Origin of the sequence: Nocardia testacea NBRC 100365 (genome assembly GCF_000308775.1) — a bacterium.
Taxonomy (GTDB): Bacteria; Actinomycetota; Actinomycetes; order Mycobacteriales; family Mycobacteriaceae; genus Nocardia; species Nocardia testacea.
In genome coordinates this window covers 1-12,702 of record NZ_BAGJ01000121.1, presented here as the reverse complement: position 1 = coordinate 12,702, position 12,702 = coordinate 1, and the positions used below count along the sequence as shown (strand labels likewise).

Genomic DNA, 12,702 nt, shown 5'->3' with positions numbered 1-12,702 from the left:
CGGAGGAAGATCGACGCGAATCCGGCCGCCTTGGTCCAGGCCCTGTTCAACCTGGGCGAAATGGTCACCGCGACCCAGTCGGTCAACGACGAGACCCTCGAGCTGCTCGGCGGCGAGATGAACTACGTCGTGCACGTGGTCAGCCCCGAGGACGAGGACCGCGAGCTGCTGGAATCGTTCGACCTGTCCTACGGCGAGGACGAGGGCGGCGAGGAGGACCTCGAACAGCGTCCGCCCGTGGTCACCGTCATGGGCCACGTCGATCACGGTAAGACCCGGCTGCTGGACACCATCCGCAAGGCGAACGTCCGTGAGGGCGAGGCCGGCGGTATCACCCAGCACATCGGCGCCTACCAGGTGCTCACCCATCTGGGCGACGACGACCGGCTCATCACCTTCATCGACACCCCGGGTCACGAGGCGTTCACCGCCATGCGTGCCCGTGGTGCGAAGGCCACCGATATCGCGATCCTGGTGGTCGCCGCCGACGACGGCGTCATGCCGCAGACGGTGGAGGCGATCAACCACGCGCAAGCGGCCGACGTGCCGATCGTGGTGGCGGTCAACAAGATCGACAAGGAAGGCGCGAACCCGGAGAAGATCCGGCAGCAGCTGACCGAGTACGGCCTGGTGGCCGAGGAGTACGGCGGCGACACCATGTTCGTCGACATCTCCGCCAAACAGGGCACCAATATCGACGCCCTGCTGGAGGCCGTGCTGCTCACCGCGGACGCCGCGCTCGACCTGCGGGCGAACCCGGAACAGGACGCTCAGGGTGTGGCCATCGAAGCGCATCTGGACCGCGGTCGCGGCCCGGTCGCCACGGTGCTCATCCAGCGCGGCACGCTGCGGGTCGGCGATTCCATCGTCGCCGGCGACGCCTACGGCCGCGTCCGCCGGATGGTCGACGAGCACGGCGCCGATGTCGAGGCGGCGCTGCCGTCGCGGCCGGTGCAGGTCGTCGGCTTCACCTCGGTGCCCGGCGCCGGTGACAATCTGCTGGTGGTGGACGAGGACCGTATCGCCCGCCAGATCGCCGACCGGCGCAACGCGCGTAAGCGCAACGCGCTGGCCGCACGCAGCCGTAAGCGCATCAGCCTGGAAGATCTGGATGCCGCGCTGAAGGAGACCAGCGAGCTCAACCTGATCCTCAAGGGCGACAACTCCGGTACCGTCGAGGCGCTGGAAGAGGCCCTGCTCGGGATCCAGGTCGACGACGAGGTGCGCCTGCGGGTCATCGACCGCGGTGTCGGTGGTGTCACCGAGACCAACGTCAACCTGGCCTCGGCCTCGAACGCGATCATCATCGGGTTCAATGTCCGGGCCGAGGGCAAGGCCACCGAGCTGGCCAACCGCGAAGGCGTGGACATCCGGTACTACTCGGTGATCTACCAGGCCATCGACGAGATCGAGAGCGCGCTCAAGGGCATGCTCAAGCCGGTCTACGAAGAGGTGGAGCTGGGCCGCGCCGAGATCCGGGCGATCTTCCGGTCGTCCAAGATCGGTCTCATCGCCGGCTGCATGGTCACCTCGGGCAGCGTCAAACGCAATGCCAAGGCCCGCCTGCTCCGGGACAACGTGGTGGTCGCCGAATCCACGACGATCAACTCGTTGCGCCGGGAGAAGGACGATGCCACCGAGGTCCGCGAGGGCTTCGAATGCGGTATGACGCTGAGCTACTCCGATATCAAGGAAGGCGACATCATCGAGGCCTACGAGTTGCGCGAGAAGCCGCGCGACTGAGTTGATACGGACCGGGCGGAATTCACCGCCCGGTCCGGCCATCGATATCGGCCCCGCGGAACCGGCCCGGTGAGCGGTTCCGCGGGACCGGAATGTCGGCATAACCGGGAGGTCGCGTGTACCTGGGTGCACTCGAATTCGACATCCTGCTGGGTGATGTGCACTCGTTGAAGGAGAAGCGTTCGGTGATCCGGCCGATTCTGGCCGAACTCCAGCGCTTCGGGGTGAGCACCGCCGAGGCGGGGGAACACGACCGATACCGCCGCACCCTGCTCGGGGTGGCGATGGTATCGGCCGGAATGGACCATCTGACGGCCGTGCTGGATCGATGCGAACGGCATGTCGCGGCACGTCCGGAGTTACAGTTGCTGGCAGTACGCCGGCGTGTCTTCGGGCCCGAGGACTGACCGGTCGCGAGTGATATCAGCGGTGGCCGCGGTCCGCGCGACAGTGCGCGCGGACCGTCCCACCGTCGCTGAAAAGGGAAAGGAGCGGCCATGGTGGATCAAGCCAGGGCACGCCGGCTCGCCAAGCGGATCTCCGCGATCGTGGCCACGGCAATCGAATACGAGATCAAGGATCCGCGGCTGCGTTTCGTCACCGTCACCGACGCGAAGGTGACCGGTGATCTGCGGGATGCCACAGTTTTCTACACGGTGATGGGCGAGACCGTCGACGCCGAACCCGACTACGATGCCGCGGCCGCCGGCCTGGAGAAGGCCAAGGGGGTGCTGCGGTCGAAGGTGGGCGCGGGCACCGGGGTGAAGTTCACTCCCACGCTCGGCTTCGTGCTCGATACCGTGCCGGACGCGGCCCGGCAGATGGAGGATCTGCTGGCGCGGGCGCGGGCCGCCGACGACGAAGTCGCGCGGGTGGCCGCCGAGGCCACCCCGGCGGGCGACGCGGACCCGTACAAAACACCCCGCGACGACGACTGAGTCGCGGCCGATATGACCACAACCGGTGCCGCTGTCGATTTCACCGCGGCCGTCGGGGTGCTGGACAGTGCGCGTTCGGTGACGGTTCTGTGCCATATCCAGCCCGATGCCGACACACTCGGCAGCGGTTTGGCGCTGGCCGCGGTATTGGACCGCCGCGGTGTGCCGGTGCGGGTGTCGTTCGCCGAACCGGCCGAACCGGCGGCCGGACTGCGTACCCTGCCGGGGATGCGGTTCCTGGTGCCGCCCGGCGCGGTGCCGGCCGAGGTGGATCTGCTGGTCACGGTGGACTGCGGCAGCGTGGGCCGGCTCGGCGCACTCGCCGACCGGTTGCCCGGGGCGGCGCGCACACTGGTGATCGACCACCATCGGTCCAACACCCGGTTCGGGGAGATCAACCTGATCGATCCCGACGCCGTGTCCACCGCCAGCGTCATCACGGCTCTGCTGGACGCCTGGGGCGAGCCGATCGACGCCGGAATCGCCCACTGCCTGTTCGCCGGGCTGGCCACCGACAGCGGGTCGTTCCGCTGGGTGACCCCCGGGACCCACGCGCTGGCCGAACGGTTGCTGGCCACCGGGATCGACGGCGCCGCCATCACCCGCACCCTGATGGACACCCATCCCTTCGCCTGGCTGCGGATGCTGTCGACGGTGCTCGGCTCGGCGCGGCTCGATCGCGCGGCGCATGGTGGCACCGGCCTGGTCGCGGCGTTCGTGCTGGCCGCCGATCTCGCGGAGGTCCGGCAGGAAGAGGCCGAGAGTGTGGTCGATATCGTGCGCGCGACCGCGGAGGCCGGGATCGCGGCGGTGTTCAAAGAGGCCCGGCCGGTCGACGCACGGCGCCGCTGGACGGTATCGCTGCGGTCCAAGGACAGCGGTCCCGGTACCGGTGACGGCGCCGATGTGGCCGCGGTGGCCGCGAGCCTGGGCGGCGGTGGCCATCGCTACGCGGCCGGGTACACGACCTTCGGTGAGCCGGCGGACATCCTGGCGCAGCTGCGCACCGCCCTGGGATGACGTGCGAGCCGCTCGACAGGTGAGGAGGTGCCCCGGGGCGCGACCCGGGCCCGCCGGGCGCGCTCGCGCCGGGCGAGTACGGACGGGAAGCCGACGATGCACACGGAACTGACCGGGCCACCGGCCCCGGCGGTGGAGGCCGGCCCCCGGCGGATCCTGGGTCTGGCGCTGCCGACCCTGGGCGTGCTGGTGGCCGAACCGATCTACCTGCTGTTCGATCTCGCCGTGGTGGGCCGGCTGGGGGCGCTGGCACTCGCGGGCCTGGCCGTCGGCGGTCTGATCCTCGCCCAGGTCAGTTCGCAGCTGACCTTCCTCGCCTACGGCACGACCGCCCGGTCGGCGCGGCGGCACGGTGCGGGGGACGAGCCGGGCGCGGTCGAAGAGGGTGTCCAGGCGAGCTGGCTGGCCGGCGGTATCGGTCTGGTGATCGTGCTGGTGGTGCAGCTGGCCGGGGTGCCGATCGCCGGAGCTGTCGCGGGAGACGCGCAGATCGCGGCCGAGGCGCTGGCCTGGCTGCGGATCGCCCTGTTCGGCGTGCCGCTGATCCTGCTGTCCATGGCCGGGAACGGGTGGATGCGCGGGGTTCAGCAGACGCGGCGCCCGCTCACCTATGTGGTGCTCGGGTTGGGTTTGTCGGCGGTGCTGTGCCCGTTGCTGGTGCACGGCCTCGCCGGGCTGCCGCGGCTGGGCCTGCCCGGCTCGGCGGTGGCCAATGTGGTGGGCCAGGCGGTGACGGCCGGGTTGTTCCTGAGTGCGCTGGCCCGGGCCCGGGTACCGCTAGCGCCGCGGCTGCCGGTGATGCGGGCTCAGCTGGTGCTGGGCCGTGATCTGATCGTGCGCAGTCTCGCCTTCCAGGCGTGTTTCGTTTCGGCCGCCGCTGTCGCGTCCCGGTTCGGGGCCGCGTCGGTGGCGGCGCATCAGTTGGTGCTGCAGCTGTGGAATTTCCTCGCCCTCACCCTGGATTCGCTGGCCATCGCGGCGCAGACGCTGGTGGGATCGGCGCTGGGCGCCCGGAACGCGGCCGGTGCGCGGGCCGTGGCCCGCCGGGTCACCGGCTGGTCGGAGGTGTTCGCACTGGGCCTGGCCGCGGCCTTCGCGGCGGGCGCGGCGCTGATTCCGCCGCTGTTCACCACCGACGCCGCGGTCCTGGATCGGACCGGTGTCGTGTGGTGGTACTTCGTGGCCATGATCCCGGTGGCCGGTGTGGTCTTCGCGCTGGACGGGGTGCTGCTGGGCGCGGGTGACGCCGCCTACCTGCGCACCACCACCCTGGGCGCGGCGCTGGTCGGTTTCCTGCCGGCTATCTGGCTGTCGCTGGCCTTCGACTGGGGGATCGGCGGAATCTGGTGCGGCCTGATCGCGTTCATGCTGTTGCGACTGGCGGCGGTGAGTGCGCGGACGCTGTCGGGGCGCTGGATCCGGGTCGGCGCCGAAATCCCGTCGTGAGCGGGTAACACGGCGGGTGGTCCGGTACAGCGGTGCCGGGCGAAGCAGGCGATATGCGAAGGTGGGTGTGGTGATACCCAAGTTGATGGCCGTGAGCGATATCCATGTCGGTCACCAGGGCAACAAGCCGGTGGTCGAGGACATCCGTCCCGATTCCCCGGAGGACTGGCTGATCGTCGCCGGCGATGTCGCCGAACGCAGCGACGATATCCGCTGGGCGCTGAAACTGCTGCGGGAGCGCTTCGCCACCGTGATCTGGGTGCCCGGCAATCACGAACTGTGGACCACCGCGAAGGACCCGCTGCAGATGCACGGGGTGGCGCGCTACGACTACCTGGTCTCGATGTGCCGGGACCTGGACGTGCTCACCCCGGAGGACCCGTTCCCGGTGTGGACCGGTGCGGGCGCCGAGGCCCATGGCGGCGCGGTGACCATCGCTCCGCTGTTCTTGCTCTACGACTACTCGTTCCGGCCCGAGGGCGCCCGCACCAAAGCCGAGGGGCTCGCTATCGCCCGGGAGCGCAATGTCGTGGCCACCGACGAATTCCTGCTGTCGCCGGACCCCTACCTCACTCGCGACGCCTGGTGTGAGGCCCGGCTGCGCGCGACCCGGCGCAAGCTCGACAATCTGCCCGAGGGCACGCCGCTGGTCCTGATCAATCATTTCCCGCTGTTGCGCGAACCCACCGATATGCTCTGGTATCCCGAGTTCGCGCTGTGGTGCGGAACCGACCAGACCGCCGACTGGCACACCCGCTACAACGTGCTCTGCGCCGTCTACGGGCATCTGCACATCCCGCGGACCACGTTCCACGACGGGGTCCGGTTCGAGGAGGTCTCGCTGGGCTATCCGCGGGAATGGCAGAAACGCGGTAAACCCGACCACCTGTTGCGGCAGATCCTGCCCGATCCGAAGTACGCGCCGGGCGATCTCAACGAATGGGGCGGCCATTTCCGGGTGACCCCCGAGATGGCGGCGGCCGCGGCGGAGATGCGGGCCAAGGCCCAGCAGCGGCGCGGGCTCGACTGAGATGCCGGGCTGTACCCCCGCGGTCGCGGAGCCGGGAACGCGGTGCGCGGATGGTGGGCGATGTGCCCGGCGTCGCCCGGTGCGTACCCAGTAGGCTCGGCGACGATGATCGAGACAATCCTGCCCGCCGATGTCGCCTCCGCCGAGTTGCTCGACTATCCGGAGGATCTGAAACCGTATCCCGCCGAGGAACACCTCATCGCGAAATCGGTGGACAAGCGGCGACGTGACTTCATCGGCGCGCGGCACTGCGCTCGCCAGGCCCTGGCGCAGCTCGGCGAACCGCCGGTGGCGATCGGCAAGGGCGAGCGGGGCGCGCCGGTGTGGCCGCGTGGAATCGTGGGCAGCCTTACCCACTGCGACGGTTTCCGCGGTGCGGCGCTGGCACACAAGATGCGCTATCGGTCGATCGGGATCGACGCCGAACCGCACGACACCCTGCCCGCGGGCGTGCTCGATTCGGTGAGCCTGCCCGCCGAACGAGAATGGCTGCGCACCAGCGATTCCGCGCTGCACCTCGACCGTCTGCTGTTCTGCGCCAAAGAGGCCACCTACAAGGCGTGGTTCCCGCTCACCAGCCGCTGGCTCGGATTCGAGGACGCGCACATCACCTTCACCGTGGACGAGGCCACCGACAGCACCGGCTCGGGGACCTTCCGGTCGCAGCTGCTGGTGCCCGGGCAGACCGGTGACGGTGGATCGCCACTGACCGCGTTCGACGGGCGCTGGCGGATCACCGGCGGGTTCATCGTCACCGCGATCGCGCACAGCTGATGGCGGATCTGCTGGGCGGTCTGCTGATCGTCGACAAGCCGGGTGGCCCGACCAGCCACGATATCGTGGCGACAACGCGGAAACTGCTGCACACCAAGAAGGTCGGGCACGCGGGCACGCTCGATCCGATGGCCACCGGAGTACTCGTGCTCGGCGTGGGGCGCGCCACCAAACTGCTGGGCCTGCTCACCCTCACCACCAAGAGCTATACCGCGACCGTCCGCCTGGGCCGGTCCACCACCACCGACGACGCGGAGGGGGAGGTGCTCACCACCACGGCGGCCGGCGGCGTGGACAATGCCGAGATCGCCCGGGTCATCGGCACCCTCACCGGCGATATCCAGCAGATTCCCGCCACCGTGAGCGCGATCAAGGTCGGTGGGGAGCGCGCCTATGCCCGGCACCGGGCCGGTGAAGAGGTGAAACTCGCGGCACGTCCGGTCACCGTTTCCCGGTTCGAGGTGCTGGAGCGCCGCGACCTCCCGGAGGAGGGGCTGGTCGATCTGGATGTGGTGGTCGATTGCTCGTCGGGCACCTATGTGCGCGCGCTGGCCCGCGATCTGGGTGCGGCGCTCGGGGTCGGGGGCCATCTGACCGCGTTGCGGCGTACGCGCGTCGGGCCGTTCACCCTGGAACACGCGCGCACGCTGGAGGAGCTGGCCGAGTTTCCGGCACCCGGCCTGGATATCGATGCCGCGGTGGAGCTGTCTTTCCCGCATCGCACGATCGACGCCGCCGAGGCGGAGAAGCTGCGGGACGGGCGCTGGCTGGAGCCGGTCGGGACAGCGGGCGTGTACGCCGCCCGCACCGCGGACGGGAAGGTGATCGCGCTGCTCCAGGAGAAGGGCAATCGCGCCGCGCCGGTGCTGGTGGTGCGCCCGCGCGGACTGATCGACTGATCGATCCGGTCAGCCGGGGATCGGTTCGGCGTATCGGCCGCGCAGCCGCTGGACCGCATCGTCCATATGGTCGCGCAGCAGCCGGTGCACGCGCGCCGGGGTGGCGGCGCTGATCGCCTCGCGCAGCGCGACATGCTCCTGGGCCTGTTCCCGCAGATCGGGGTAGGTGGTCTGCAGGGCCCCGAGGCACATCCTGGTCTCGATCAGCAGGGTGCGTGCCGCCCGGACCAGACGCGGGCTACCGGCCGCGGCCACCAGCGCCTCGTGGAACTGCCGGTCGGCGTCGGAGACGCCCGCCGCGTCCCCGGCCGCGGCCCGGTCGAGCATGGCCGCGACACTGGGCGCCAGTGCCTCGTGGGCGATATCCCGGCGGCCGTCGAGGATCAGGGTGAGGGCGCCCCCTTCGATGGCAGTCCGGGCCCGGTAGATGTCGACCACATCGGCCAGGGTCAGTTCGATGACGAAGATGCCGCGGTTGCGGATGCTGTGCAGGAGTCCCTCCGACACCAGCCGCTGCATGGCCTCGCGGACCGGTCCCCGCGAGACCCCGAACCGGGCGGCCAGATCCGCTTCGCCGAGCTGCTCGCCCGGGCCCAGCCCGCCGCGGACGATCGCCTCGCGCAGTTTGTCCGCGATCACCTCGGCGGTGGACCGTTGATCGACCGGTTCGAAATCAATCACCGACATGAACAGATCCTTCCGCGAACAATGCGCCCAGCGACGACGATATCGGCCCGGCGCCGATCAGCCGCAATCCTTCCCAGATGGTGACCTGGTTCGCGGTGAGTACCGGTTTGCCCAGCGCCTCCTCCAGCCGCGGCAACACCTCGAGCGTGTGCATGGCGGTATCGGGGATCAGCAGGGCATCGGCGTCGGGATGGTCGCATGCGACGGCGAGTTCGAGCACCTGTTCGGCGGTGAGGGTGCCGACCTCCGCGGCGGTTTCGATACCCGCGCTGCGGAACGCGACGACCGTGATCCCGGCATCGGCCAGGAAGTCGGCGAACAGCCGGGCGACCTCGTCGGGGTAACTCGCCGCCACCGCCACCCGGCGGATACCCAGCGCCCGGGCCGCCGACACGAATGCGAAGCTGGTGCTGGAGGCGGGGACGCCCGCGGCTTCGGCCAGATCACGGACCTGTTCGCGGGCTCCGTCCGGGCCGTAGACGAAACTGCCGGAGGTGCAGGCCCAGACGACCGCGTCGGGTCGCTGTGGGGCCAGCTGTTCCGCCCCGAGACGGAGTTTGTCCGGACTGCCCAGGTCCAGTAGTTCCGGGATCGCGTGCAGGTCGGTGCCGTAGATATGGGCCACCGGCAGGCGCACGCCGAGCAGTGTCTCGGCGCGCGGGTAGTCGTCCTCGGCGGCGTGGTCGGGGTAGATGAAACCGATCGTGGGGGCCGGCATGGGGTCTCCGTTCCTGTATGGGGTCCGGTCGGGCGTCGGCATGGCTCAGAACACCTCCAGCAGCCACCGGCCGGGGCCCATCATCGGCAGTTTCATCCGGCCGAGACAGGCCCACATGGTGAGCTGGTTGGCGGTGAGGATCGGTTTGCCCAGCGCCTTTTCCAGCGGTTCGATGATGTCGTAGGTGGGCAGGTTGGTGCAGCTGACGAAAATGGCCTCGGCCTGCGGATCGTCGGCGCCGAGGATTCGTTCGGCGATGGTGCGGTAGTTGACCTTCCAGATGCCGCCGCCCAGCCCCAGGTGTTCGGAGCGGATCACGGTGCAACCGGCCTCGTCGAGGAAGTCGCGCAGCTTGCCGGTGAGCATTTCGTCGTAGGGGGTCATGATGGAGATCCGGCCGATATTCAGATGACGGACGGCCTCGAGCAGTGCGCCGGAGGTGGTGACGGCGTTCGCGGCTCCGGCGCGGCAGATCGTATCGCGCAGCGAGCGTTCGTAGTCGATGCCCTTGATGAAACTGCCCGAGGTACACAGATAGGCGACGACCTCGGGTTCGACGTGCAGCACATTGCGCGTCGCGGCGGTGAGATGCACCGCGTCGGATACCAGTTCGGCCATTTCCAGCGAGACCGGCACCGGTTCGTACGGAGTCCGCGCCAGGTGCAGGCTCACCTCCAGCGGTGCCCAGCGCCAGAGCTCACGCTCCAGCGCCAGGTCGAACGGCGCGATGACACCGATGCCCCGCTGTGCGACCGGGCCCTCCATATCGGGAAAATCGAACTCCACTGCGGCCCCTCTCGCACTCAGCCGGGAAGACCTCCGAGGACGATCGGATTGTTGACAATCATACGATGTGACCATACCGTGTCAATATGGAATCGGGCCCCATCGTCACCGTTGTGCACAGTGGCCGGCCGCCCGATCCGGCCCTGATGGCGCCGGTGAGTGCGCGGGCCACGGTGCGGTACACCGACGCCGCCGGACTGGCGGACGCGCTGCCCGGCGCGCAGGTACTGTTCGTCTACGACTTCCAGACCCGTGCGCTGCCCGCCGCCTGGCCCGCCGCCGATCGGCTGCGGTGGGTCCACATCGCCGCGACCGGAGTCGATACGGTGCTGTTCCCGGCGCTGCGCGACAGCGATGTCGTCGTCACCAACACCCGGGGCGTTTTCGACACGGCGATCGCCGAATACGTCCTCGGGCAGATCCTCGACTTCGCCAAGGACCTCACCGGCTCCAATCGCCTCCAGCGGCAACAGATCTGGCGGCATCGCGAATCCGAGCGTATCGCGGGCTCCACCGTGCTCGTCGTCGGCACCGGCGCGATCGGCCGCGCCATCGCCGGACTGCTGCGCGCCACCGGCATGCGGGTGCGCGCGGTCGGCCGCCGCAACCGGCGCGACGATCCGGATTTCGGCGTCGTCACCACCGACCTCTACGCCGAACTCCCCTGCGCCGATTACGTGGTGGCCATCGCCCCGCTCACCGACCGCACCCGGCACATGTTCGATGCTCGCGCCTTCGGCGCCATGAAACCCCACGCCCGCTTCATCAATGTGGGTCGCGGCGAACTCGTGGTGACCGACGACCTGGTCGCCGCCCTACGTTCGGGGGCCATCGCCGGCGCCGCGCTGGACGTGGTGGACCCGGAACCGCTACCGTCCGGCCATCCGCTGTGGACCCTGCCCACCGCGCGGATCACGCCGCACAATTCCGGTGATTTCATCGGCTGGCGTGCCGAGATGGTCTCCGCGTTCGCCGCCAATTTCGACCGCTGGTCGGCCGGCCGTCCGCTGGACAATGTCGTCGACAAAACGCTGGGGTACGTGCCCGGCTGAAGGAGGGCCCCGGAATGAGCCACCCCGATACCCCGCGACCGACCGACCCCGTCGAGATGACCGCGGTCGAACTGGTCTCGGCCTATGCCGCAGGGACTCTGTCCCCGGTCGAGGCGACCGAGGCCGTGCTGGCCGCCATCACCACCCGCGATACCGATATCAACGCCTTCTGCCTGGTGGACCCGGACCGGGCGCTGGTGCAGGCCAAGGATTCCGAGGCGCGCTGGCAGTCCGGGCATGTTCGCGGTCTGCTCGACGGCGTCCCGATCTCGATCAAGGACATCTTCCTCACCGAGGACTGGCCCACCCGGCGCGGTTCGCTGAGTATCGGCCCGGAGGGCCCCTGGCCGGTGGACAGCCCGGTCGTGGCGCGGGTGCGGGAGGACGGCATGGTGTTGGTGGGTAAGACCACCACGCCCGAGATCGCCTGGAAGGGCGTCACGGACAGTCCGCTCACCGGGATCACCCGCAACCCTGTCGATCCCACGCGCACCGCCGGCGGCTCCTCCGGCGGCAGCGCCGCGGCGGTGGCCGCCGGGATGGGTCCGGTATCGGTCGGTACCGACGGCGGCGGCAGCGTGCGGATTCCGGCCGCATTCTGCGGCATCGTCGGCTTCAAACCCACCCACGGCCGGATTCCGCTGTACCCGGCCAGCCCGTTCGGCCCGCTGGCCCACGGCGGGCCGCTGACCCGCACGGTCGAGGACGCGGCCCTTCTGCTCGATATCCTCTCTCTTCCCGACCCACGTGACCCCACCGCGCTCGCGCCCACGCTGACCACCTTCCGCGGCCAGATCCAGCGCGATGTCCGCGGTGTGACCGCCGCCTATTCGCCGACGCTGGGCTATGTGCGTCCCGATCCGGAAGTGGAGGCCATCGTGTCCGCGGCCGTGGACGCACTCCAGACCGCCGGATTGCGGGTATCGCTCGCCGACCCCGGTTTCGCCGACCCGCGCGACGCCTTCGACGTGATGTGGGCAGCGGGCGCCGCGGCGATGATGGCGACCTTCCCGGAGGGTGCGCGCGAGAACGCCGACCCCGGCCTGCGGCGGGTCTGGGAACACGGTGAAACCCTCACCGCGACCGACTATCTCGATGCCCGCGCGGTGGCCGCCCAGGTGGCCATCACCATGGGGACCTTCCACACCGCCTACGACATCCTCCTCACTCCCACGGTCCCGATCACGGCGTTCGAAGCCGGCCACGACGTGCCACCCGGCAGCGAGATGTCGGACTGGCCGGATTGGACGCCCTACACGTATCCGTTCAATCTCACCCAGCAGCCCGCGCTGAGTATTCCGGCCGGGCGGACGAGTGACGGTCTGCCGGTGGGGCTGCAGATCGTGGGGCCGCGGCACTCCGATGACCTGGTGCTGGCGATCGGGCGGTACGCCGAGGCGGTGCTGGCCGGCCGCTGAGCTGTGTTTATCGGCGGCGCCTCGGCGCCGCGGGGTCGAGGCCCCCGAAGGTCCCGCCGTTCAGGCCTCGAGACCTGCGCTTCGCGCGGGCGCTTTCGAGGCCTGAACGGCGGGACGGGCCTCAACCCTTTGAGGGCCTCGTAAAACTCGGCACCGAGAGGGTGCTGCTATTGGTGAAGGCGACCGGATGT

The 12,702-nt window shown here is 69.5% G+C and carries 13 protein-coding genes; 10 read left to right on the top strand and 3 right to left on the bottom strand.

What is annotated here, in order from left to right; all coding sequences use genetic code 11:
- The 8 genes from infB to truB form a co-directional block, all read left to right on the top strand.
- A partial coding sequence (infB, locus tag ON38_RS16970; protein WP_039825801.1) for a translation initiation factor IF-2 occupies positions 1-1,743 on the top strand: 1,743 nt, incomplete at its 5' end.
- Between the two features lie 116 nt (positions 1,744-1,859).
- Complete coding sequence (locus tag ON38_RS16965) at positions 1,860-2,150, top strand: DUF503 domain-containing protein (protein WP_030521718.1); 291 nt, start codon at positions 1,860-1,862, stop codon at positions 2,148-2,150.
- Positions 2,151-2,240: 90 nt separating this feature from the next.
- Positions 2,241-2,681 (top strand): 30S ribosome-binding factor RbfA, encoded by a 441-nt coding sequence (gene rbfA / locus ON38_RS16960; protein WP_039825800.1) that lies wholly within the window; start codon positions 2,241-2,243, stop codon positions 2,679-2,681.
- A 12-nt stretch (positions 2,682-2,693) separates the two neighbouring features.
- A complete protein-coding gene (locus tag ON38_RS16955; protein ID WP_039825799.1) occupies positions 2,694-3,701 on the top strand; it encodes a DHH family phosphoesterase in 1,008 nt (335 codons plus the stop codon).
- 96 nt (positions 3,702-3,797) lie between these two features.
- Positions 3,798-5,147 (top strand): MATE family efflux transporter, encoded by a 1,350-nt coding sequence (locus ON38_RS16950; protein ID WP_039825798.1) that lies wholly within the window; start codon positions 3,798-3,800, stop codon positions 5,145-5,147.
- Positions 5,148-5,217: 70 nt separating this feature from the next.
- A complete protein-coding gene (locus ON38_RS16945) occupies positions 5,218-6,177 on the top strand; it encodes a metallophosphoesterase family protein (protein WP_085995430.1) in 960 nt (319 codons plus the stop codon).
- Between the two features lie 105 nt (positions 6,178-6,282).
- Positions 6,283-6,951, top strand: coding sequence for a 4'-phosphopantetheinyl transferase Npt (npt, locus tag ON38_RS16940; RefSeq protein WP_039825797.1), 669 nt, complete (start codon positions 6,283-6,285; stop codon positions 6,949-6,951).
- A complete protein-coding gene (gene truB / locus ON38_RS16935; RefSeq protein WP_039825796.1) occupies positions 6,951-7,850 on the top strand; it encodes a tRNA pseudouridine(55) synthase TruB in 900 nt (299 codons plus the stop codon). Before npt ends, truB begins: the two co-directional genes overlap by 1 nt.
- A gap of 9 nt (positions 7,851-7,859) precedes the next feature.
- Here the strand turns inward: truB and ON38_RS16930 are convergent, their stop codons facing one another.
- The 3 genes from ON38_RS16930 to ON38_RS16920 are packed head-to-tail and all read right to left on the bottom strand — an operon-like array spanning position 7,860 to position 10,020.
- On the bottom strand, positions 7,860-8,537 hold the full coding sequence (locus tag ON38_RS16930) for a GntR family transcriptional regulator (protein ID WP_039825795.1): 678 nt from the start codon (positions 8,535-8,537) through the stop codon (positions 7,860-7,862).
- Positions 8,524-9,255 (bottom strand): maleate cis-trans isomerase family protein, encoded by a 732-nt coding sequence (locus ON38_RS16925; protein WP_039825803.1) that lies wholly within the window; start codon positions 9,253-9,255, stop codon positions 8,524-8,526. The genes ON38_RS16930 and ON38_RS16925 overlap by 14 nt, the downstream gene beginning before the upstream one ends.
- Positions 9,256-9,300: 45 nt before the next feature.
- A complete protein-coding gene (locus ON38_RS16920) occupies positions 9,301-10,020 on the bottom strand; it encodes a maleate cis-trans isomerase family protein (protein ID WP_218000788.1) in 720 nt (239 codons plus the stop codon).
- 107 nt (positions 10,021-10,127) lie between these two features.
- Here ON38_RS16920 and ON38_RS16915 point away from each other — a divergent pair, with 107 nt between their 5' ends.
- Together ON38_RS16915 and ON38_RS16910 are read left to right on the top strand one after the other, a co-directional pair.
- Positions 10,128-11,093 carry a D-2-hydroxyacid dehydrogenase gene (locus ON38_RS16915; RefSeq protein WP_039825793.1) on the top strand — a complete coding sequence of 322 codons (966 nt, stop codon included), beginning with the start codon at positions 10,128-10,130 and terminating at the stop codon, positions 11,091-11,093.
- Positions 11,094-11,107: 14 nt separating this feature from the next.
- Positions 11,108-12,511: an amidase gene (locus ON38_RS16910; RefSeq protein WP_083872744.1), complete on the top strand. Its 1,404-nt coding sequence runs from the start codon at positions 11,108-11,110 to the stop codon at positions 12,509-12,511.
- Positions 12,512-12,702 lie beyond the last annotated feature (191 nt).